The sequence below is a fragment of the Fusobacterium mortiferum ATCC 9817 genome (assembly GCF_000158195.2).
Lineage (GTDB): Bacteria > Fusobacteriota > Fusobacteriia > Fusobacteriales > Fusobacteriaceae > Fusobacterium_A > Fusobacterium_A mortiferum.
Map to the genome: position 1 here is coordinate 96,428 of NZ_GL987994.1, position 23,815 is coordinate 120,242.

General features: G+C 29.4%; 20 protein-coding genes and 3 tRNA genes. 17 read left to right on the top strand and 6 right to left on the bottom strand.

Going from position 1 to position 23,815, the window contains the following annotated elements:
* On the bottom strand, positions 1-213 hold a 213-nt coding region (locus FMAG_RS14285), incomplete at its 3' end, for a transposase zinc-binding domain-containing protein (protein ID WP_005886420.1).
* Positions 214-394: 181 nt separating this feature from the next.
* Here FMAG_RS14285 and FMAG_RS10150 point away from each other — a divergent pair.
* Positions 395-808: a PepSY domain-containing protein gene (locus tag FMAG_RS10150; RefSeq protein ID WP_005886421.1), complete on the top strand. Its 414-nt coding sequence runs from the start codon at positions 395-397 to the stop codon at positions 806-808.
* A gap of 138 nt (positions 809-946) precedes the next feature.
* Here FMAG_RS10150 and FMAG_RS10155 read toward each other — a convergent pair.
* The 3 genes from FMAG_RS10155 to FMAG_RS10165 form a co-directional block, all read right to left on the bottom strand.
* Positions 947-1,023 (bottom strand) — tRNA-Met (locus tag FMAG_RS10155).
* Position 1,024: 1 nt separating this feature from the next.
* Positions 1,025-1,101, bottom strand: a tRNA-Ala gene (locus FMAG_RS10160).
* A gap of 8 nt (positions 1,102-1,109) precedes the next feature.
* Positions 1,110-1,185 (bottom strand) — tRNA-Gly (locus tag FMAG_RS10165).
* A 190-nt stretch (positions 1,186-1,375) separates the two neighbouring features.
* Between FMAG_RS10165 and mltG the strand changes: the two genes are divergently transcribed.
* From mltG to FMAG_RS10230, 13 genes are all read left to right on the top strand, one after another.
* Positions 1,376-2,332, top strand: a complete 957-nt coding sequence (gene mltG, locus FMAG_RS10170; protein ID WP_005886422.1) for an endolytic transglycosylase MltG — start codon at positions 1,376-1,378, stop codon at positions 2,330-2,332.
* Positions 2,333-2,342: 10 nt separating this feature from the next.
* On the top strand, positions 2,343-4,013 hold the full coding sequence (locus FMAG_RS10175) for a B12-binding domain-containing radical SAM protein (protein ID WP_005886423.1): 1,671 nt from the start codon (positions 2,343-2,345) through the stop codon (positions 4,011-4,013).
* 56 nt (positions 4,014-4,069) lie between these two features.
* Entirely contained in the window at positions 4,070-5,395 is a 1,326-nt protein-coding gene (tilS, locus tag FMAG_RS10180) for a tRNA lysidine(34) synthetase TilS (RefSeq protein ID WP_005886425.1), read from the top strand.
* Positions 5,396-7,552, top strand: a complete 2,157-nt coding sequence (gene ftsH, locus FMAG_RS10185; RefSeq protein ID WP_005886427.1) for an ATP-dependent zinc metalloprotease FtsH — start codon at positions 5,396-5,398, stop codon at positions 7,550-7,552.
* 101 nt (positions 7,553-7,653) lie between these two features.
* A complete protein-coding gene (gene rpsO / locus FMAG_RS10190; RefSeq protein WP_106991898.1) occupies positions 7,654-7,911 on the top strand; it encodes a 30S ribosomal protein S15 in 258 nt (85 codons plus the stop codon).
* A gap of 108 nt (positions 7,912-8,019) precedes the next feature.
* On the top strand, positions 8,020-8,244 hold the full coding sequence (secG, locus tag FMAG_RS10195; protein WP_005886432.1) for a preprotein translocase subunit SecG: 225 nt from the start codon (positions 8,020-8,022) through the stop codon (positions 8,242-8,244).
* Positions 8,245-8,295: 51 nt separating this feature from the next.
* A complete protein-coding gene (locus tag FMAG_RS10200; protein ID WP_005886434.1) occupies positions 8,296-9,528 on the top strand; it encodes a replication-associated recombination protein A in 1,233 nt (410 codons plus the stop codon).
* Between the two features lie 13 nt (positions 9,529-9,541).
* A complete protein-coding gene (hisS, locus tag FMAG_RS10205) occupies positions 9,542-10,783 on the top strand; it encodes a histidine--tRNA ligase (RefSeq protein ID WP_005886436.1) in 1,242 nt (413 codons plus the stop codon).
* A gap of 94 nt (positions 10,784-10,877) precedes the next feature.
* Positions 10,878-12,674 (top strand): aspartate--tRNA ligase, encoded by a 1,797-nt coding sequence (aspS, locus tag FMAG_RS10210; RefSeq protein WP_005886438.1) that lies wholly within the window; start codon positions 10,878-10,880, stop codon positions 12,672-12,674.
* A gap of 342 nt (positions 12,675-13,016) precedes the next feature.
* Complete coding sequence (argS, locus tag FMAG_RS10215) at positions 13,017-14,729, top strand: arginine--tRNA ligase (RefSeq protein WP_005886439.1); 1,713 nt, start codon at positions 13,017-13,019, stop codon at positions 14,727-14,729.
* A 90-nt stretch (positions 14,730-14,819) separates the two neighbouring features.
* Complete coding sequence (locus tag FMAG_RS10220; protein ID WP_005886440.1) at positions 14,820-15,119, top strand: chorismate mutase; 300 nt, start codon at positions 14,820-14,822, stop codon at positions 15,117-15,119.
* A gap of 81 nt (positions 15,120-15,200) precedes the next feature.
* Entirely contained in the window at positions 15,201-15,968 is a 768-nt protein-coding gene (locus tag FMAG_RS10225; RefSeq protein WP_005886441.1) for a threonine/serine exporter family protein, read from the top strand.
* Positions 15,965-16,417, top strand: coding sequence for a threonine/serine exporter family protein (locus FMAG_RS10230; RefSeq protein WP_005886442.1), 453 nt, complete (start codon positions 15,965-15,967; stop codon positions 16,415-16,417). Before FMAG_RS10225 ends, FMAG_RS10230 begins: the two co-directional genes overlap by 4 nt.
* A gap of 469 nt (positions 16,418-16,886) precedes the next feature.
* On the opposite strand, the gene FMAG_RS10235 is transcribed toward FMAG_RS10230, so the two are convergent.
* A complete protein-coding gene (locus tag FMAG_RS10235) occupies positions 16,887-17,894 on the bottom strand; it encodes an IS110 family RNA-guided transposase (protein ID WP_222609699.1) in 1,008 nt (335 codons plus the stop codon).
* Between the two features lie 272 nt (positions 17,895-18,166).
* Between FMAG_RS10235 and FMAG_RS10240 the strand changes: the two genes are divergently transcribed.
* The 3 genes from FMAG_RS10240 to FMAG_RS10250 are packed head-to-tail and all read left to right on the top strand — an operon-like array spanning position 18,167 to position 22,469.
* Positions 18,167-19,315 carry an ROK family transcriptional regulator gene (locus FMAG_RS10240; RefSeq protein ID WP_005886443.1) on the top strand — a complete coding sequence of 383 codons (1,149 nt, stop codon included), beginning with the start codon at positions 18,167-18,169 and terminating at the stop codon, positions 19,313-19,315.
* The gene (locus tag FMAG_RS10245; protein WP_261660866.1) at positions 19,299-20,729 is read left to right on the top strand and encodes a sulfatase family protein; all 1,431 of its coding nucleotides are present in this window, start codon (positions 19,299-19,301) and stop codon (positions 20,727-20,729) included. The genes FMAG_RS10240 and FMAG_RS10245 overlap by 17 nt, the downstream gene beginning before the upstream one ends.
* 45 nt (positions 20,730-20,774) lie before the next feature.
* The gene (locus tag FMAG_RS10250; protein ID WP_005886445.1) at positions 20,775-22,469 is read left to right on the top strand and encodes a solute:sodium symporter family transporter; all 1,695 of its coding nucleotides are present in this window, start codon (positions 20,775-20,777) and stop codon (positions 22,467-22,469) included.
* Between the two features lie 58 nt (positions 22,470-22,527).
* Here the strand turns inward: FMAG_RS10250 and asnA are convergent, their stop codons facing one another.
* Positions 22,528-23,523, bottom strand: a complete 996-nt coding sequence (gene asnA, locus FMAG_RS10255) for an aspartate--ammonia ligase (protein WP_005886447.1) — start codon at positions 23,521-23,523, stop codon at positions 22,528-22,530.
* Positions 23,524-23,815 lie beyond the last annotated feature (292 nt).

Consider the following 23,815-nt stretch of genomic DNA (forward strand, 5'->3'; position numbering starts at 1 on the left):
CGGGCAAAGTCTAGATTTACAAGAAATTTTAAATTTATGAGCGCTACCGCACAGAGGGCATTGATAAACAATGAAAGCTTTATCAATTGAACAAGCAAGAAATTTTTGAATAGTCTCTTCAATGTAAAGAAAATGATTATAGTAAAAATATTTTTTGACCTGAGTTAAAAGATTTGATATATTAATATCAGAGAATATGTGTTTTAAAAGCATGTATATCTCCTTTTGTATATTTTGTTTGGCGACTATATTATACAAAAAAAGAGAGCTGAGTAAAGCATTTTTTTAATGCTACTCAGCTTTTTTTAAAAAATTTTTTATTTTAATCTTCCTTTCATAATTCTTCTATATAATAAAAACATAAAGATAGAAAAAGATTAAGGAGGAAAATAAAATGAAAAAGATAAATGTAAAAGATATGGGAAAAAAATTCTTAGTGGGTTTAGGGTTATCTGCCTTTATACTTGGGATAGGAGGAGCAACATATGCAGATTCTTTAAAGGAAAGACAAGCAAAAGAGATAGAACAAAGACTTGTTTTAAATCAAGCTTCAAAAAATGGATTAAAATTGATTAGCTCAGAAGAAGCAAAAGAGATAGCTATAAAAACAGCTGAAATTAATTCAACAGAAGTACAATATATTAAAGTTAAATTAGAACAGGAAGATGATTATAAAATTATAAAAGGAAAGAAAATTCAATATGTATATGAAGTAGAATTTTTACACAATGGATTTGAATATGACTTTGATATAGACGCAGAAACAAAAGAAGTTTTAAAATCTAAAGTAGAACCTTGGAATGATTAAAAACTAAAGTAAAAAAGAGAATTTTATGAAAATGATAAAAGATTCATTGAATAATTTTCTCTTTTTTCTTTTTAAGTTAATTTATTAATAGAAATAAAAAAAACACTCCTTCATCCGAAAGAGTGCTATAAACATAAATGGTGCCTAGAAATGGATTCGAACCATCGACCGTACGGGTATGAACCGTATGCTCTAGCCAACTGAGCTATCTAGGCGTGGTGGAGATAAGCGGGATCGAACCGCTGACCTACGCAGTGCAAGTGCGTCGCTCTCCCAAACTGAGCTATATCCCCAGATGAAATGGAGCGGGAAACGAGGGTCGAACTCGCGACATTCAGCTTGGAAGGCTGACGCTCTACCAACTGAGCTATTCCCGCATCGCTCATCACAAGGATTATAATATCATAATAACAAAAATATGTCAAGAAAAAAATAAAAAAATTTTATATAAAAAATAAAGTTAAAAAATATAAGAAACTTAACCATAATACTTATAATTTTTCTATTCTAACAATATAGAATATATGTTATAATAATTAAGGAAAAATAATTAGATAGGAGAAAAAGATGAAAAAAATTTATTACAATATAGCAGGAATATTTATTCTTTTATTTACAATATTGGGAGTATATATTTTTTTTCAAGTAAAAGGAAAAGAGAAATATAATACAATACTTACAATAGAAAAAAATCAACCTCTTATGAAGTCTTTGGCACCACTTCCAAATTCTGATAGTTTTATATTTAAATTGTATTTGAGATTTAGAAATGGAGGAAGAGGAATAAAAGCTGGTCAGTATCATATTGAAGGAAGTTATTCATTAGAAGAGCTTATAAATATATTAGAGTCTGGAAAGGGAAGAATGGTAAAAGTTACTATTCCAGAAGGGTTTAGTGTAAAACAGATAGTAGAACATTTAGAAGAAATAGGTCATATAGATAGAGATGAGTTTTATGCAGAGTTAAATAGGGCAGCTGAAACCTTCCCTTATCCAACACCTAATGGGAATTTTGAAGGATATCTTTATCCAGAAACATATTTTTTACCAGAAAAATATGATGAAAAAATATTAGTAGATACTATGTTGAAAGAGTTTTTAAAAAAGTTTCCAAGTGAAAAATATCCAGATAAAGAGGAGTTTTATCAAAAATTAATAATGGCTTCAATTTTAGAAAGAGAGGCTATGGTAAAAAGTGAAAAACCTGTTATGGCATCTGTATTTTATAATAGAATGAAAAAAGGAATGACATTATCATCAGATGCAACAGTAAACTTTGTATTCGATTATGCTAAAAAAAGAATATATTATAAAGATTTGAAGGTAGATTCTCCATATAACACTTATAAATATAAGGGGTTACCTCCAGCACCTATCTGTAATCCAGCTATTGATTCTGTTGAAGCAGCATATAATCCAGCAGGCACTGACTATCTATTTTTTGTGGCTAAAGGAGATGGAAGTCACTTTTTTAGTAGAACATATAGAGAGCATCTAAATTTTCAAAGGAACAATAAAAAATAAGGAGTAAAAGATGAAAAAAATTGTTTTGACTGCTATAAACAGTCAATATGTACATTTAAATGTAGCAGTAAGATATTTAAAAAAGTATGTAGAAAAAAATAGTGAGATAAAATTAGATATTTATGAAACTAATATTAACAATCAACTTATAAATATAATTAAAGATTTATTTGAAATGCAACCAGATATGATAGTTTTTTCTACTTATATATGGAATAAAGAGTATGTTTTCTCTCTAAGTAAAGAGTTAAAGAAAATACTTCCAAATGTAAAGATAGCTCTAGGAGGACCAGAGGTATCTTATGAATGGGAAAAAACTATGAGAGAAAATGAAGAGATAGATTATATCTTTACAGGAGAGGGAGAAAAAATCTTACTTAATTTTTTCACTCAAGATATCTCACAAGTGAAAGGTGTAGTATATAGAGTGGATGAGGAGATAAAATATAATGGAATAGAACCTCTTATAGAAAATTTAGATATAATTCCATTTCCATATGATGAGGAAGAGTTACAAGATAGAACAAAGATATTTTACTATGAATCTTCAAGAGGATGCCCTTTTAACTGCTCGTACTGTATGTCTTCAATAGATAAAAGTGTAAGGTATTACTCTATTGAGAGAACAAAAGAGGATTTAAAAAGATTTATTGATTCTCCTATAAAGCTTTTGAAATTTGTAGATAGGACATTTAATCTTAGTAAAGAGAAGTATATGGTTATTTGGAAATTTTTATTAGAAAATTATAGAGAGGGAATTACTTTTCACTTTGAGATAAATGCTAATATATTTGATGAGGAAACTTTAGATTTTTTAGAAACTGTACCAAAGGGATATTTTCAATTTGAAATAGGTGTACAGACAATAGATGTTCAAGCTATGAAAAGTATAGGAAGAGTAAATAATCTGGAGAGGTTAGAGCATAATATAAGAAGAATAAGTAGAAATATTCATCTACATTTAGATTTAATTGCAGGACTTCCTTATGAAACATATGAAAAATTTAGATACTCTTTTGACTATGTACATAGTATGAAACCTGAGATGATACAACTTGGTTTTTTAAAACTTTTAAAGGGAACAAAAATGTATGAAGAGAGAGAAAAATATAATTATAAGTATTTTTCTAAACCACCATATGAGGTTTTCTCAAATGATTTTATAAGTTTTGCTGAAATAGTAAAATTAAAAAATCTTGAAAAAGTATTAGATTTTTATTATAATTCTGAGAAATTTCCAGAGAGTGTACAGTGGTTAATAGAGAATCACTATGAGAGTGCTTTCTCATTTTATGAGGATATTGCTGATTATTTTGATAAAAAAGGTTATTTAAAAGTAAGTCATAAAGAGAGTACACTTTTCACTCTTCTATATGAATTTTATTTAGAGAAAAATTTTAAAGACAGAGAGATATTTGTAGAGTATTTAAAGTATGACTACTTAATGTTAGGAAAAACAGGATTTTATCCAGAGTGGTTTAAAAGTGAGAAAGATGGAGAGCTCTATGATGAGATTATTAGAGAGGGCAACTATAAAAGTATTAGAGAGGGACATAAAAATAGCGAGCTAGAAAGATTTAGTTATAATATTTTCACTAAAGAGTTTGAAGATATATATGTGTTCTTTGATTATAGAAATAAGTCTACAAGAGTAATAAAAAATAATAGGGAAGAAAAGTAAAATTCTTTGGAAAAATACTTTGATATATGTTATAATTTTATGAAAAGAGTGATTTTATGAGTTTGTTTGAAAGAGTAGCAAGTAGAAATAAAAAGGAATCTCTGGTAGAGAATGGAGATAGAATTGTTGTTGGTTTTTCTGGAGGACCTGATTCTGTTTTTCTAGTAGAGATGCTTCTTAAACTAAGAGAGAAGATAGATTTTGATATTGTCTTAGTCCATATTAATCATCTTCTAAGAGGAGAGGAAGCACAAAGAGATGAAGATTTTTCTATAAATTATGGAAAGTCAAAAGGGCTAAAAGTTTTTGCTAGAAAGATAAATATTACTTCTCTTGGGAAAGAGAAGGGACTATCTTTAGAAGAAGCAGGACGTGAAGCAAGATATAGTTTTTATAAGGAAGTTTTAGAAAAAACCAATGGTAATAAGATAGCATTGGCTCACAATAAAGATGACCAGATAGAAACTTTTATGTTTAGACTTACAAGAGGAACAGGACTTTCTGGATTAGAGGGAATAGCTACTAAAAGGGATAGATATATTCGTCCAATATCTGAGATATATAAAAGTGAGATTGTAAATTATTTAGATGAGAATAATATCTCTTATTGTATAGATAGTACTAATTTAGAGAATGAGTTTACTAGAAATAGTATAAGAATTGATTTGATTCCATTTATAGAGAAAAGATATAATCCTAAATTTAAGGATAAGATTTTTTCTTTGATAGAAGAGATAAGAGATATAAATATCTTCATAGAAAAAGAGATAGAACAATTTTCTTATAACGAAACTATAAATATAGAGAGCATTTTAAAATTTCCTAAAAGTATAAGAGGAAAAATTTTAAGTAAATATCTATACAAATATGGTTTGGAAGTAAATAGAAAAAAAATATCTTTAATTGAGAGTATATTAGAAAAAGGTGGAAGTCAAGAGATTTCTTTAGATAGTCAATATATCTTAAAGAAAGAGTATAATATATTAAAAATCCAAAAAATAAATCTCATTAAGAATAATATTGAAGAAGTTACTTTTACAATACCTAATAAGATTAAATACGGAGATTATATAATAGAAGCAGAGTACGTAGAAAGAGGGGAGCAGAATAAAAACTGCTTTTATACAAATCTTAAATTAGGAGATACTCTTATTGTAAGAGGGAGAAAAGATGGAGATAAAATCATTCCAACAGGTATGAAGGGGGAAAAAAAGTTAAAAGAGATTTTTATAAATGAAAAAATAGGTAAGGAAAAAAGAGATTCTATTCCTCTTATAGTTCATAATGGTAATATTGTGTGGATAGCAGGAGTAAGAGGAAATGAAAAATATAATAGTACAGAAAAAAGATGTATTAAGCTAAGTGTAAGGAGGACAAAATAATTGAACGATAAGAACTTATTTGATGAAAATGAAAATCAAAAGATAGAAGAGCAAGAAAAAGATATTCAACAAGAGAAAGAAAATCAAGTTGAAGAGAAAAAAGAGGAGAAAAAGTCAGCAGAAGTAAAATCTGATGAAGAAGAGAGAAAAAAAGAGTTTGAAGATGAGGTAAAAGAGAGAAAAGAGGAGCTAAGAAATAAATTAAAAGAGGGAATGGCTCAAAACAATAATAAAAATAATAAGAACAAAGATAAGGATGAAGAGAATAAATTTAAACAATTAGGTGGAAAATTTAACTTTAAAGGTTTCATAATGTTACTATTTATAATAACATTGGTAATGTCTCTTCCTGCTATGTTATCTGATACTGGTAAAACTCCTAGCAATGAGATTTCATATACTGAGTTTGTTCAGTCTGTAAAAGATGGAAAAATTAAGAAGGTAGATGAAAAAGAGGGGTATATCTATGGATATACTGCTGATGAAAAAGAAGTATTCAGTGCTAGAATGATAACAGATAGATTAGGTGGAGATGTAAAATTAGTTGAAACTATTGAAGCTAATGGAGCAGCTATAAAATCTGTACCACCACAACAGATGCCACTACTTTTAAATGTTTTAATCTCGTGGTTCCCAATGTTACTATTAATTGGTGTATGGATATTTATGATGAATAAAATGGGAAAGGGAAATGGTGGAGGACCACAAATATTTAATGTGGGTAAATCTAAAGCAAAAGAGAATGGAGAAGATGTATCTAAGGTTACTTTTGATGATGTAGCTGGAATTACAGAGGCAAAAGTAGAGTTAGAAGAGGTTGTAAAATTTTTAAGAGAACCAGAGAAGTTTAAAAATATTGGAGCTAGAATTCCTAAGGGAGTACTTCTATTAGGAGCACCAGGAACAGGTAAAACTTTACTTGCTAAGGCAGTGGCTGGAGAGGCAAAAGTTCCTTTCTTTAGTATGTCAGGTTCTGAATTTGTAGAGATGTTCGTAGGGGTAGGAGCTTCAAGAGTTAGAGATCTATTTAATAAGGCTAGAAAAAATGCTCCTTGTATAATCTTTATAGATGAGATAGATGCTGTTGGAAGAAAAAGAGGTTCTGGACAAGGTGGAGGAAATGATGAGAGAGAGCAAACTCTTAACCAACTTCTTGTAGAGATGGATGGATTTGGAAATGAGGAAACTATTATAGTTTTAGCAGCTACAAACAGACCTGAAATCTTAGATAGAGCTCTTATGAGACCTGGAAGATTTGATAGACAAGTTTATGTAGATAGTCCAGATATTGATGGAAGAGAAGCTATCTTGAAGGTACATGCAAGAGGAAAAAAATTGTCTAAAGATGTAGACTTAAGAGTAATAGCTAAGAAAACTCCAGGATTTGTTGGAGCAGATTTAGCAAACTTATTAAATGAGGCAGCAATATTAGCAGCTAGAGAAAATAGAGAAGAGATTACTATGGAAGATTTAGAAGAAGCTTCAGAAAAAGTAAGTATAGGTCCAGAAAGAAAATCTAAAAAAGTTATTGAGAAAGAGAGAAAAATAACTGCTTATCATGAGGCTGGACATGCTGTTATGCACTATGCACTACCAAATACTGATCCTGTTCATAAAATTTCTATCGTACCTAGAGGTATGGCTGGTGGATATACAATGGCTCTACCAGAAGAGGATAGAAGTTATAAATCTAAGAGTGAATTTTTAGATGAGATGAGAATACTTTATGGGGGAAGAGCTGCTGAGCAAATAGTATTTGGAGATATTACTACTGGAGCAAGCAATGATATTGAGAGAGCTACTGCAATAGCTCATGCTATTGTAACAAGATTTGGTATGAATGAAAAATTTGGACCAATATTATTAGATAATACAAAAGAGGGAGATTACTTCCAACAAAAATATTATAGTGATGTAACAGGTAAAGAAGTAGATGAAGAGATATTAAAAATAGTAAGAACTATGTATAAAGAGACTTTAGATACTATTACCAAATACTATGATAGATTAGATGCTGTAGCTAAAGCTCTATTAGAAAAAGAACATTTAAACAGAGAAGAGTTTGAAGCTATAATGAAAGGAGAAGACATCCTTTCTGAAAAAGTAGAGGAGATAGTAGAAGAAAAAACTACTGAAGATACTTTACAAAATCAATAATCTGTGCTATAATAACAAAAGAATTTAGGCTCAGTTTTACGGTTAGCCTCGTATTACTTAGCTTAGATAATATATAATTTAGGAGGAAACTTAAAATGGCTATGAGAAGTAAAGCAGAAATAATTAAAGAGTTTGGAAAATTTGAAGGAGATACTGGTTCTACAGAAGTACAAATCGCTCTATTAACAGAGAAAATCAACCACTTAACTGAGCACTTAAGAACTCATAAAAAAGATTTCCACTCAAGATTAGGATTATTAAAAATGGTAGGACAAAGAAAAAGATTACTAGCTTACCTAACTAAGAAAGACCTAGAAGGATACAGAAGCTTAATCGCTAGATTAGGAATCAGAAAATAGTTAAATAAAATAAAAACGAGGAATTTTCCTCGTTTTTTTATTGACCGAGATTGAGTGATTATGGTATAATCTAATAGATTATTTATAGAAAATTGTGGGAGGAATAAGATGGAAACTTTATTTACAGTTCTACTATTTATCTTTGCCATTTCATTGATAGTATTAGTGCTTATACAACCAGACAGGAGCCATGGAACATCTGCAAGTATGGGATTAGGAGCATCAAACACTGTATTTGGAATATCAAAAGATGGAGGGCCTTTAGCTAGAGCAACTGAAGTTGTAGCAACACTATTTATCGTTAGTGCACTTTTATTATACTTAGTAAAATAGAGTAAAAGGCGTATTGGGTTCAATACGTCTTTTTTATAGGTAGATGATAGAATGACAAATAATCTATTTGGAAATAATTATGAAGTAGTAAAGCCTTTAGCTATGAAGTTACGTCCACAAAGTTTAGAGGATTTTATAGGGCAGGAAAAACTTTTAGGAAAGGGAGGAATACTTAGAAAACTTATAGAAAGACAAAATATCTCTAATTCAATTTTTTATGGACCACCTGGTTGTGGAAAAAGTTCTCTAGGAGAGATAATTTCTAAAAGTATCAATAGTAATTTCGAAACTTTAAATGCCACTACAGCTTCTTTAAATGACTTGAGAGAAGTAGTAGAGAGGGCTAAAAAGAGTATAGAGTTTTATGGCAAGAAGACAATACTTTTTTTAGATGAGATACATAGGTTTAATAAGATGCAACAAGACGCTCTTCTTTCTCATTGTGAAAATGGAACTATTACTCTTATAGGAGCTACTACTGAAAACCCTTATTATTCTCTTAATAATGCCTTACTTTCAAGAGTTATGATTTTTGAATTTAAAGCTTTAGAGAGGAAAGATATTGAGAAAATAGTTAGAAGAGGAATAGAAAAATTAGAGTTAAAAGATGTATCAGATGAAATAATAGAGTGTATTTTAGATATATCTCAAGGGGATAGTAGAATAGCTTTAAATTATCTTGAGCTCTATAAAAATAGTTGTACAGATTTGAAATTAGAAGAGGTATTAGAAATCTTTAGAACAAGACAAGCTTCATATCATAAAGCTGAAGATAAATACAATTTAATTTCAGCTATGATAAAGAGTATGAGGGGAAGTGACCCAGACTCAGCTCTTTATTGGCTAGGGAGATTACTTGCTGGAGGAGAGGACCCAAGATATATAGCTAGACGCCTTGTGGTACATGCTAGTGAGGATATAGGAATGGCTAATCCAGAGGCTATGCTTGTAGCTAATAGTGCTATGATGGCAAGTGAAAGAATAGGTATGCCAGAAATTAGAATAATTTTAGCTCAAGCTGTAATCTATATAGCTATTTCTACTAAGAGTAATTCTTGTTATATGGGAATAGCTAAAGCTTTAGAGGATATTGAAAATGGAGATATGGAAGCTGTTCCACAAAATATTTGTCATAATCCAAAGGGATATTTATATCCACATGATTATCAAGGAAATTTTGTAAAACAAAAATATAGTAATAAAAAAAGGAAATATTATATTCCTGGAGATAATAAAAATGAAAAACTCATAAAAGAAAAGTTAGAAAAATTATGGGGAAAATAGAAGAGGTGAAGTAATGAAACTTATAAAAGCTGCTAGAGGAACAAAGGATATTTTTGGAGAAGATGCAGTAAAATATACATATATATCTAAGACAGCTCAAGAGATATTTGAAAGTTATGGATATACATTTATAAAAACTCCAATATTTGAAGAGACTGATTTATTCAAAAGAGGAATTGGAGAGGGAACAGATGTAGTAGAGAAAGAGATGTATACTTTTAAGGATAGAGGAGATAGAAGCTTAACTTTAAGACCTGAAAATACAGCTTCTGTTGTAAGATCGTATCTAGAGAATGCTATCTATGGAAAAGAAGATGTTACTAAATATTACTATAATGGTTCAATGTTTAGATATGAGAGACCTCAAGCAGGAAGACAAAGAGAGTTTAACCAAATAGGAGTAGAGGTTTTAGGAGAAAGCTCACCTATATTAGATGCTGAAGTTATTGCTATGAGTTACTCTCTATTAGAAAAATTAGGAATTACAGATTTAGAGGTGCACATTAACTCTGTAGGAACTAATGCTTCTCGTACTAAGTATAGAGAGATGCTATTAAATTTCTTAGAGCCAATGAAAGAAGAGCTTTGTGAAGATTGTAGAATGAGAATGGAGAAAAATCCTTTAAGAGTTCTAGATTGTAAAGTTGACAAGTGTAAAGAGCTTACTAAAGATGCTCCTAGTATAATAGATTCATTAAATGAAGAGGAAAGAGCTCATTATGAAACAGTAAAAAAATATTTAGATATTTTTGGAGTGAAATATGTAGAAGATTCAAGACTTGTAAGAGGACTTGACTACTATTCAAGTACTGTTTATGAGATAGTAACTAATAAATTAGGAGCTCAAGGAACTGTATTAGGTGGTGGAAGATATGACAACCTATTAAAGCAGTTAGGAGATAAGGATATACCAGCTGTAGGATTTGCTGCTGGAGTAGAGAGAATGATGATGCTTCTTGAAGATTATCCTAAAAATAATCCAGATGTATATGTAGCTTGGTTAGGAGAAAATACTCAAGAGTTTGGATTAAAAATAGCTAAAATTTTAAGAGATAATGGAATAAAAACTTTTGTTGATTTTAATTCTAAAGGAATGAAATCTCATATGAAAAAAGCTGACAAATTAGCAGTAAAATACTGTATAATTGTTGGAGAAGATGAGATGAATAAAGATGTTGTGGTGCTAAAAGATTTTAGTGCTAGAACACAGGAAGAGATGAGCTTAGAAAAAGCTATTGAGATAATTAAAAAGTAAATAATAATTATATTGTAATTAGAGTATGGAAACTTAAGAGTTATGTAATCTAGAATAATTCTTAGTTTTCAAGTATATTAAGGAGAGGGTAAGAATGATTTACAGGACTCATAATCTTGGTGAATTAAGAAAAGAAAATATCGGACAGACAGTTACACTATCTGGTTGGGTAGATACAACTAGAGACTTAGGAGGACTAACTTTCGTCGATTTAAGAGATAGAGAGGGAAAAACTCAAGTAGTTTTTGATATAGATGTAGCTCCAAAGGATGTTGTAGAACAAGCTCAAAAATTAAGAAATGAAGCAGTTATAAGAGTAGTAGGAACTGTAAGAGAAAGACATAGTAAAAATATGAATATCCCAACTGGAGAGATAGAAGTATTTGCTACTGAACTAACTATCTTAAATAACTGTGATGTATTACCATTCCAAATAACTGGAACAGAGGATAATTTAAATGAAAATATCAGATTAAAATATAGATATTTAGATATCAGAAGACCTAAGATGTTAAATAATCTTAGAATGAGACATAAGATGATAATGGCTATTAGAAATTATATGGATAAAGAGGGATTTATCGATGTGGATACTCCATTATTAAATAAATCTACTCCAGAAGGAGCAAGAGACTTTTTAGTACCTTGTAGAATCAATCCAGGAACTTTTTATGCATTACCTCAATCTCCACAATTATTTAAACAACTTTTAATGATAGCTGGAGTAGAGAGATATTTCCAAATAGCTAAATGTTTTAGAGATGAGGACTTAAGAGCAGATAGACAATTTGAATTCACTCAATTAGACGTAGAGATGTCATTTGTTGAGATGGATGATGTAATGAATACAATAGAGGGATTAGCTAAGAATGTATTTACAGCAATAACAGGAGAAGTTGCTGATTATAAATTCCCAAGAATGCCTTATGCTGAAGCTATGGCAAGATTTGGTTCTGACAAACCAGATGTAAGATTTGGAGTGGAGCTAAAAGATTTAACAGAGATAGCTAAAAATTGTGGATTCAAAGCATTTAAAGATGTAGCTGACAATGGTGGAATTATAAAGTGTATAACAGCTCCAAAAGCTTTTGAAAAATTCTCAAGAAAAGTTCTTGGAGAGTATGAAGAGCATGCTAAAAGATATTTTGGTGCAAAGGGAATGGCATACATAAAAATAGCTGAAGATGGAGCTATAACTTCTCCAATAGCTAAATTTTTCTCAGAAGAGGAAATGAAAGCTATCATAGCTAAGGCTGAAGCAAATCCAGGAGATGTAATTTTAATAATAGCTGATAAAGCAAAAGTAGTATATGGAGCTTTAGGAGCTATGAGACTTAGAATAGGAAAAGAGTTAGATTTAATTAATAATGATGAGTTTAAATTCCTATGGGTAGTAGATTTCCCAATGTTTACTTATGATGAAGAAGAGGGAAGATACAAAGCTGAGCACCATCCATTCACTTCTATCAAAGCAGAAGATATGGAATCTTTCTTAGGTGGACAAACTGAAGGTATTAGAACTAACACTTATGATATGGTATTAAACGGATTTGAAATAGGAGGAGGTTCTATAAGAATATTTAATCCTGAAATCCAAAACAAAGTGTTTGAAAGATTAGGATTATCTTATGAAGAAGCTAGAGAGAAGTTTGGATTCTTTGTAGATGCTTTCAAATATGGAGCACCACCTCATGGAGGACTTGCTTTTGGAATAGACAGATGGCTAATGGTAATGTTAAAAGAAGCTTCTATAAGAGAGGTCATTCCTTTCCCTAAAACAAATAAAGGGCAATGTTTAATGTCAGAAGCACCAAATTTTGTTGACAAAGAGCAATTAGATGAGCTAAATATTGCTGTAACTTATAAAGAAGAAGAAAAAATAGAAAAGTAATAAAAAAGAAAAAAATTTTAATACTTGAAAAATTTATAAATAAGTGATATAATTTCCTTAATAAGAATAGATTTCTGACCTACTCGTTATTTCTTGAGGTTTTGGGCCTAATGTCGTCACGGGGTTGGCGCTGCTTTCAGTAGCTCAGCAAAGTCACGAATAGCTTAGAGCTTAAGTTGATTACGGACTCTGTATGCTGTTAGTAACTGACTACCACTTATGGTTTTGGCGACTAAAACTGTATTGAAGACGGTAGGTTGGAGCTTTTCTTTTGGGACTTTGTCCCTTTTTTTTATTTTTAAGGAAAATGTCACAAAATATGTTGAAAAAGAAGGTGAAGAGATGCATATTATAGATAAAGAGATAGCTAGAATTTTTGAAGAAACAGTACAAAAATTATATGGAGATAAAGAATTAAAAAAAATAGAGATATCAGTAGCTACAAATGAAAAATTTGGAGATTTTCAAACTAACTTTGCTATGATGAACTCTAAAATAATAGGAAATAATCCAAGAGCAATAGCTCAAGAAATAGTAGATAATTTAGTAGAGAATAGTGTAATAGAAAAATTAGAGATAGCTGGACCAGGATTTATAAATATATTTTTAAAAAGTGAATACTTAGGAGAGCTATTAAAAAAATCTAGAGAAGAAAATTATGATTTTTCTTTCTTAAATAGAGAGGGAGATGTAGTAATAGATTTCTCTTCTCCTAATATAGCTAAAAGAATGCATATAGGACATTTACGTTCAACAATAATTGGTGACTCAATAGCAAGAATTTATAGATATTTAGGTTATCATGTTGTAGCTGATAATCATATAGGAGATTGGGGAACTCAGTTTGGAAAGCTTATTATAGGATATAGAAGATGGTTAGATAGAGAAGCTTATGAAACTAATGCTATAGAAGAGCTTGAAAGAGTATATGTAGAGTTTACAAAGCAATCTGAGGAACATCCGGAGCTTGAAGAAGAAGCTAGACTTGAACTTAAAAAGTTACAAGACGGAGATGAAGAAAACTTTGCTCTTTGGAAAGAATTTATAAAAGTATCATTAGATGAGTATGCAAAGCTTTATGGAAGATTAGATGTTCATTTTGATACTTATTATGGAGAGTCATTCTATCATGATATGATGCAAGGTGTAATTGAAGAATTAGTAGAAAAGAAAATAGCAGTAGAAGATGATGGAGCTAAAGTAGTATTCTTCCCAGAGGAAGATAACCTATTCCCATGTATAGTACAAAAGAAAGATGGTGCTTTCCTATATTCTACATCTGATATAGCTACTGTAAAATTTAGAAAAGATAACTATAATATTAATAAAATAATATATTTAACAGATGAGAGACAACAAGACCACTTTAAACAATTCTTTAAAATAACAGATATGTTAGGATGGAATGTTCCTAAACATCATATCTGGTTTGGAATAATGAGATTTGCTGATGGAGTATTCTCTACAAGAAAAGGAAATGTAATTAGACTTGAGCAACTAATGGATGAGGGTAAAAAGAGAGCTTATGATATAGTAAATGAGAAAAACCCAGATTTATCATTTGAAGAAAAAGATAATATAGCTGAAATAGTTGGAGTAGGAGCTATAAAATATGCTGATCTATCTCAAAATAGACAAAGTCCAATAATATTTGAATGGGATAAAATTTTAAGTTTTGAAGGAAATACTGCTCCATATCTTCAATACTCATATGCTAGAATTCAATCTATTTTAAGAAAGGCAGAATCGGAAGGTAAAGGAATAGATTTTACTAAAACTATATTAGTAAAAACTCCTCAAGAAAGAGCTTTAGCTAATCATATAGCTGCCTTCCCTATGGCAGTAATAAAAGCTTCTGAAACATTTAAGCCAAATGTAATAGCTGATTATCTATTTGAATTAGCTAAGAAGTTTAATAGCTTCTACAATAGTTGTCCAATACTTAATCAGGAAGATGAGATTTTATTCTCAAGAGGATTACTTGCTAAAGTAGCTGGAGATACTATAAAAGATGGATTGGATTTACTTGGAATTAAAACATTAGAAAGAATGTAAAACAAAAAATTAAGAGATTAAAAGAAAACTACACCTAAAATTTAAAAATTGAGGGTGTAGTTTTTAAAATTTTTTAAAAGAGGTAATTGTATGAATAAATTAGAAAATGCAAGAAAAGAGATAAATAGAATAGATAAAGAGATAACTAAGCTTTTTGAAGAGAGAATGAAGCAAATGGAAGATGTAATTATTTATAAAATGGAAAATAATTTACAAATTTTAGATGCTGGAAGAGAAAAAGAAGTAATAGAGAGAAATTGTAAAATTTTAGTAAATAAAGAATTAGAAAAATATTATTTGGATTTTATTGAAAATATGATGAGAATATCTAAAAATTATCAAAAGGATATTTTAGAAAAAAATAATAAAAAAGATGTTAATTATATTTAAACATATTTATTAAATTTTCTTTTCAGTATTAATATCCCGTGATATAATTTATTGAATAGATTATAAATTTAGGAGTTGAGTATGGATAAAAAATTTGAATATAGGGTGTTAAATCTTGCTGGAGATGTAGGAGAAGCACTTTTAGAAAATGGTTCAGAAGTATATAGGGTTGAAAATAGTGTATGTGCAGTAGCTGAATATTTTGGATTTTATCCTCAATGTTTTGCTACTCTTACTTGTATAATTATAACTTTTGAAAATTTAAATGGCGAAATTATTTCTTTAGTGAGAAGAGTAAAATCAAGAAATACTAATCTTGATAAGGTATATAAAGTCTCTACACTAATAAAAAATATTGGAAATTATGATATTGAGAATCTAGAAAAAGAACTAGAAAATATAACTAAGGAAAAACCATATTCTTTTTTAGTAAACATTGCAGGAAATTGTATAGGGGCTTCATTTTTTTCCATACTTTTTTTAGGAAATATAAATGATTTTTTAGCTTCTTTTTTATCTGGATTAGCTATAGCAATATTCTCAAAAATTTCAGATAAACTTAATTTAGGAACTTTTTTTACTAATTTACTTTGTGGATTTATAGCTACAGTGGTAGCCTGTTTTTTTCATTATACAGGACTTACTGTAGGGGCATCAATTACAATTATATCAACATTAATGATATTAGTACCAGGAGTTGCATTTATTAATTCTATGAGAGATATTTTTGCTGGAGATTTAGTTACAGGTATGTCTAGACTTATGGAAGTTGCTATGATAGGAACTTCTATTGCTGTAGGTTCTGGAGTAGCATTAAATATTTTCTTAAGATTAGGAGGTACAATATGATAGATATATATTTTAATAATTGGATAGTGCAGATAATAGCAGCTATAATAACTACTATTGGTTTTGGAATAATGTTTAATATTAAAAATAGAAATCTTTTTCACACAGGGATAGCAGGTGGAATAAGTTGGGTTGTATATCTTTTAGGAAAAAATTATAATTTGACAGATGGACCAAATTACTTTATAGCAACGTTATGTCTTTCTCTTTATTCAGAGATAGTTGCTAGAAAATTAAAAACACCAGTAACAACTATATTAATAGCAGCTTTAATACCTCTTGCACCTGGAGGTGGAATTTATTATATGATGTATAATCTTATTAATAAAAATTATCCTCTTGCACTTGAGAAAGGAATAAGTACTTTTATTATAGCTGGCGCTATGGCAGTAGGAATATTTACTGCTACAAATATTATGAGAATTTTTAAAGAAAATACAAGAAAGTAGAAAAAAAGGGGCTGTGTTTGTAACAGCCCCTTTTTTAGTTTACTAATAGAAATGAGAAATAACTTTAATTAGTAAAAAAGTTTACAAATTAGTTTAATAATGATTGTTCTAAAACAATAAAAATGATATTTTATATATACAAATAAAATGAAAAAAGAGTTATACTTAGCACATAAGACTAACTATTAAATGTCAAATCAAAAATAAAAAAATTTAATTTAAATTTGTTAATTTAGAAATTTACATCACAAAATGAAGGTTTAGTTAGAACCTTTTGACAGTATTAAAATTTATGAACAATTAGACTACTGTACTGTATCTTTCATTTGTTTTTTCTAAGTGAAAAATAAGTCTAACTAATTTTTTTACTACATGAGATATTGCTACATAATAATGTTTGCCTTCTACTCGTTTCTTTTTCAAATATTGAGAAAATGTTGGTTCCCAATAGCTTACATAGATGGCTGCATTAAAACAAAGCAAACCTTAGGTATTTTGAGCCTCGTTTTTCCATCTTCGCATTGGAAGAATACATATTACCTGATTGATAGGTTGATGGAGATAATCCTGCGAAAGCTAGTAACTTATCAGGAGAAGAAAAATTTTTAAAATCTCCTATTTCTGCCAATATTTGAGCTCCTGTTGATAAACCTATTCCTGGAATTGTCAATATTGGAGAATTGATTTTATTCATAATAATTTTTATCTCTTCTTCAATTTCATTGATTTCAGAAGTTAATTCTTTAATTAGCTTAATCGTATGTTTAAGTTCTAAGGATTTTGCAGGCATATTCGAACCTATGGAGTTCTTTGCGGCTTCACGAATCAAGACAGCTTTATCTTTTGTATAATGACCTTTAGAGGTTGTATTAAGTAAATTTGTTAGTCTAGTTAAATGGGCTTTACTTATCGCATGAGCACTAGGAAACTCATATAAAAGTGCATAAATAGAGTTCATTTGTAAGGTTGGTACCAATTTTTCAAGTTCAGGGAAAAGAATTGTAACAAGTCTTGATATAGAAATTTTGAGTTTTGCTCTTTCTTGAACTTTAGTAAAACGATAACGAGTTAGTGATTTTAACTCTTCATTGTGGTATAATGTATTTGAATAGGGCTTTAAGCTCACATCAGACATTAACATACTTGCAATGATGCGGGAGTCAACTTTATCCGTTTTCGTCTTTCTAAGGCTTAGACTTTTTCTATAAAGATTTGAATGTAACGGATTGATAACATAGGGAGTCAGACCTTTATCAAGAAGATAACCCAAGATATTGTAAGAATAGTGTCCTGTGGCTTCAAGTCCTATTTTTACATTATCGAAATTATCTATAACAGATAATATCTTCTCATAAAGCTGATTAAAGCCTTCCATGTTATTAGCAATAGTAAATGATTTGAATAATACTTCTCCTTCAGAAGTCATAATATAGCAATCATGCTTATCTTTTGCGACATCAACTCCAACTAAAATCATACAAGCCTCCTTGAATAAAAAAGAATTTGATACTGTTTTAGACCACGGTAACTCTTTAAGATTGTAACCTCGTTCTAAATAAACCATCAAAGTGGTATCTAACTAATTAACAAATGAATAAAGAGCCTGTGGTTAGAGCCTTAATAAAACCATTAAAATGGTAGGAGTGATAAACTAATCCACAGTATCTAATAATAGTATATTACATAAAATTTAAAATAGATTAGTAATTAGTAAATTATTATATAAATATTATACGAGGAGTGACAAATATGAGAAAAGATAATAAAGAAAAAATCTTATATTATATATTTGTAAATAAAAAAGCTACAAGAAATGAGTTAACTAAATTTTTAAATATTTCCAAAATGGGAGTAAGCAAATTAGTAACTAATTTAATAGAAAGAAAATTGATTTTTGAAGATGAAGTAGTAGAAAAAAATAGTGTTGGAAAAAAGGAAAGATATTTAAAAATAAATAGAGAGATAATAAAAAATATTTTAACCATTTATTTTGGATTAGATAAAGTAGTACTATCTTTGATGGATGTAGATGGAAATGAAAAAAAGGGATTTAATCTTTTAGTAGAAGAGAATATTAGTATTTTAAAAGCAACTAAAAAGATAATACGAGATATTTTATCTGAAAATGAAGTAATGTTAATTAGTATAGGAATGAATGGAATAGTTGATTCTGAAAAAGGAATTGCTAAAATATCTACTTATTATCATTGGAAAAATATAAATTTAAAAGAGATATTTGAAGAGGAATTTGGTATATCAGTATTTTTAGAAAATGGGGTAAATATGATAGCTTACTCTCAAATTGAAGAACATCAAAATGAGAGCTTTGCAATTCTTAATATAGAAAATGGAGTAGGATCTACAATAGTTAGATATGATAGAGAAAAAAATCAAATAAATTTAGAAACAAAGGAAATAGGGCATATTCCTTTTGACTTTTCAGAAAATTCTTTAATTTGTGTTTGTGGAAATAAAGGTTGTGTTGAAACTATTATGGCAAATTGGAGAATAGAGGAAAAGATAAAGAAAAATTATGGACTAGACTTAACTTATGAAGAAATTTTAAAAAAAGCAAATAAAAATGAAAAGATGTTTAGAAAAGAGATTATGGATATGATAACACCTCTTTCTTCTTTAATTTTATGGCTAGATATATTAGGAGGAGTAGAGAAAATAATTATAACTGGAAAGATAACCTATTTAGAAGATTTTTTCTGGAAAGAATTGAGAAGAGTAATAAAAAATAATTTATTAATAAAGGAAAAAGAGATAGAGATAATTAAGAGGGAGTATAGCGAAAATATTATTCTTAAAGGTGCATTGAGGTATGGAATAGATAATTTTATTAATAGTAAATATTTTAAAAGTATTATGAAGGAGAGTGAAAAAGTTGAATAAAAAACCAAATATAGTACTAATAACAACTGACCAAATGAGAGCTGATGCTATTGGATATATAAATTCTAAAGTGATAACTCCTAATTTGGATATGATGGCAAAAGAAGGAGTGGTATTTACAAATTCATTTTGTAGTAGTCCAGTGTGTACTCCATCAAGAGCAGGAATCTTTACAGGAAGATATCCTATGAATACAGGAGCTTGGAATATTGGAACTTGTTTAGATGAAAATGAGATTACTTTAGCCGATTGGTTAAAAGGTGAGGGATACTACAATATAGGTGTTGGAAAGATGCATTTCAGACCTCAGTTAAAAGATTTTGATAATAATTATGAAGATGTAGAAGTAAGAGATAGAGTAAGAGAAAGAGATAAGACTTATTATGGTTTTGATGAAACTTATATTACAGAAGATGATAAACAGGGAAAATATTTAGATTTTTTAGATGAAAATGGATATCATCTAGAAGTAGGTAAGGGAAATGATGGAATGAATCCTTTGCCAGAAGAGTTTAATCAAACTTATTGGATAGGAATGAAGAGTTGTGAAGCAATAAGAAAATACGATTTTAATAAACCATTATTTATGATGACAAATTTTGTAGACCCGCACCATCCATTTGATCCAGCTGAAAAGTTTGCTAGAATGTATGATGGAGTAGAAATAGACTCTCCTATCTCAAAAGATAAATTTTGTAATGAGAGACCAGAATACTTAAAGAGACAAGGAGAAAGAGGATATTGGCCTGGTGGTGGTGAGCAGCATAAACTTTCTGATGAAAAGGTAGAAGAATATACAAGATATTATTATGCTATGATAACTTTTATAGATCAAGAGATAGGAAAGATAAGAAAAGAGCTAGAGAAAAAGGGAGAGTTAGATAATACTATAATTATTTTTACAAGTGATCACGGAGAGTATATGGGAGATTATGGACTTTTACAAAAGGGACCATTTATGTATGATAACTTAATAAAAGTACCTTTATTGTTTTGGGGAAAAGGAGTAGAAAAATCTGTAACTTCAGATGAAATAGTAGAAAATATTGATATTGTTCCAACTATTTTAGAATTAATAGGAAAAGAAGTTCCATATGGTATTCAAGGAGAAAGCTTAAAAAATATTTTACAAAAAATAGATAAAGAGAGGGTAAAAAAATCTGCAATAGTAACCTATGATGCTAGAGATAGAGGAATAATGGTTAAAAGCTATAGAGATAAGAGATATAAATTAAATTTATTTATGAATGAAGAATATGGGGAGATGTATGACTTAGAAGTAGATCCTCAAGAAACAACAAACCTTTTCTTTAAAGAGGAATACTTACAATTAAAAAATGAGCTTTTATTAAAAGCTTGCTATAGAATGATGGAGTGTAGTGACCCATTATCAAAAAGAACAGCAAACTGGTAATTAAATTAAGTAATCAATATTAATAAATTTTAAGGAGTGAGGAATATGGTTTTTACACTGGGAACTTTCGTGTTCTTTACAGCTCTAGTTGCTGTAATCTCTTGGTATCTTACAAAAGATGACGATTTGAAAACAGAGAGTGGTTATTTCTTAGGAGGTAGAAGTTTAAGTGCAACAGTAATTGCTGGTTCAATGATGTTAACAAATCTATCTACTGAACAGATGGTAGGGCTTAATGCACAGGGATTTAAAAGTGGACTTGCAGTAATAGCTTGGGAATCTGGAGCATCTATTGGTATAGTTATTTTGGCAATATATTTTTTACCTAAATATTTACAAGGTTCTATTACAACAGTTCCAGAATTTTTGGAAGAAAGATATGACAAATCAGTTAGAAATATTGTAAGTATATTCTTCTTATTAACTTTAGGAATAGCATTTTTACCAACAGTACTATATTCTGGTTCAATAGCTATGATGAAACTTTTTGATATTCCTGGAATATTTGGAATTTCACAAGAGAGTGCAATAGTTTTATCTGTTTGGCTTATAGGAATAATAGGAAGTATATATGCAATATTTGGTGGATTAAAAGCTGTTGCAGTATCTGATACTGTCAATGGAGTTGGTTTAGTAATAGGAGGACTAGCAATACCTGTTCTTGGATTTATATATTTAGGAGATGGAAGTATGTTAAAGGGTATGGAATATATTTTCCAACATGCACCTGAAAAGCTAAATACTATAGGAGGTAAAGATTCACAAGCACCTTTTGGAGCAGCTATTACAGGAATGAGAATAACAGCTCTATATTATTGGTGTACTAACCAAGCTATAATTCAAAGAGCATTGGGAGCTAAATCTTTAAAAGAAGGGCAAAAAGGGGTTCTGTTAACAGCATTATTAAAGATAGTAGTAGCTCCATTGATATTAGTTGTACCTGGAATAATAGCTTATTGTATCTATGGAAATGAAATAGGTGGAGACATAGTATATCCAACTTTAGTAAATAAATTACTTCCTACTTATATGACAGGTTTCTTTGGTGCTGTATTGTTTGGAGCAGTATTAAGTTCTTTTAACTCAGCTTTAAACTCTGCTTCTACAATATTTAGTTTAAATATTTATAAGCCACTATTTAAACCAGAAGCAAGTGAGGAGTACTTAATAAAAATTAGTAAATATTTTGGAACTATTCTTGCAGTATTTTCAATGATAGTAGCTCCATTTATATCTAAATCTTCTGGTGGGTTATTTGAGTTTATACAAAAAGTTGCTGGACTATTTAGTGTACCAATAGCTATAATAGTTTTAGTAGGAATATTTAGTAGAAAAGCTAGTGCTTTAGCAGCAAAAATAAGTATGGGATTCTTTGTAATAGTTTATGGATATACTCAATTTATAGGAAGCTTTAAATTACATTTCCTATATGTAGTAGCAATTTTATTTGTAATTTGTTTAATCATAATTTATGTAGTTGATAAAATTATTCCTCCTAAAAAAGAGTATAGTTTACCAGTTAGATATGAGGTTCCTATTGAGCCTTGGGAGTATAGATATACAGTATCAGTTATATTGATGGCATTATTAGTTTATATCTATGTAATTTTCTCTAAATTAGGAATTTTATATGGTGGAGAATTTATAAAAATGAGAGCATCAATAATAACTTTAATATTTATAGTGATTACTGGATTAATTTGTACTTGGACAAGAAAAATAGAAAAAAATAGTAAATAATAAAAATAGGGTTTATTGTAAAGTTTTACAATAGACCCTATTTTTCACTAAGATAATATTATAGGAAATGAGCTCCTATTTTAGCAAATTCCTCTACCATTTCTTCTGGCCATATAGATGCTTGTACCTCTCCTATATGTAATTTTTCTAAGAAGAACATACAAATTCTCGATTGTCCTATTCCTCCACCAACAGTATAAGGCAACTCTTTAGCTATTAAAGATTTGTGGAAAGGTAATTCTTTTCTTTCTTCTTTGCCATCAAGTTTTAATTGAAGTTGTAAGCTCTCTTCACTAACTCTAATTCCCATAGATGAAAGCTCAAAACCTTGTTCTAATACAGGGTTCCATACTAAGATATCTCCATTTAATTCCCAGTCATCATAGTCAGGAGCTCTTCCATCATGCTTTTTACCTGATCTTAAAGTTTTTCCTATTTGAGAGATAAATACAGCTTTGTGTACTCTACAAATTTCATTTTCTCTCTCTTTTGCTGTAAGTTCTGGATAAGCATCTTCTAATTCTTGAGAAGTTATAAAGAAAATATCTTCAGGTAATTTTGTAGAAAATACAGGATACTCTCTATTGATAAACTCTTCTGTTTTTCTAAGAGCTTTGTAGATATCTTTTACAATAGCTTTTAATGTTTCAGTTGTTCTTTCTTCTTTGTTTATTATAAGCTCCCAGTCCCATTGGTCAACATACATAGAGTGGATATTATCTAAATCTTCATCTCTTCTAATAGCGTTCATATCTGTATATAATCCTGTATGTACAGGGAACTTATATCTTTTAAGAGCCATTCTTTTCCATTTAGCAAGTGAATGTATAATTTGATACTCTTCATTTCTATCCCAATGAGTATCAAATTTTACAGGTCTTTCTACTCCACTTAAGTCATCATTTAAACCAGAAGATTTTCTAACATAAAGAGGTGCAGATACCCTAGTAAGGTTTAATTCATAAGCTAGAGCTCTCTCAAAAAAGTCCTTAACTTTTTTTATAGCTACTTCCGTTTCAAATAAATCAAGTTTACAATCATAAGTTTTTATCATATATATCACTCCTCGTATAATATTTATATAATAATTTACTAATTACTAATCTATTTTAAATTTTATGTAATATACTATTATTAGATACTGTGGATTAGTTTATCACTCCTACCATTTTAATGGTTTTATTAAGGCTCTAACCACAGGCTCTTTATTCATTTGTTAATTAGTTAGATACCACTTTGATGGTTTATTTAGAACGAGGTTACAATCTTAAAGAGTTACCGTGGTCTAAAACAGTATCAAATTCTTTTTTATTCAAGGAGGCTTGTATGATTTTAGTTGGAGTTGA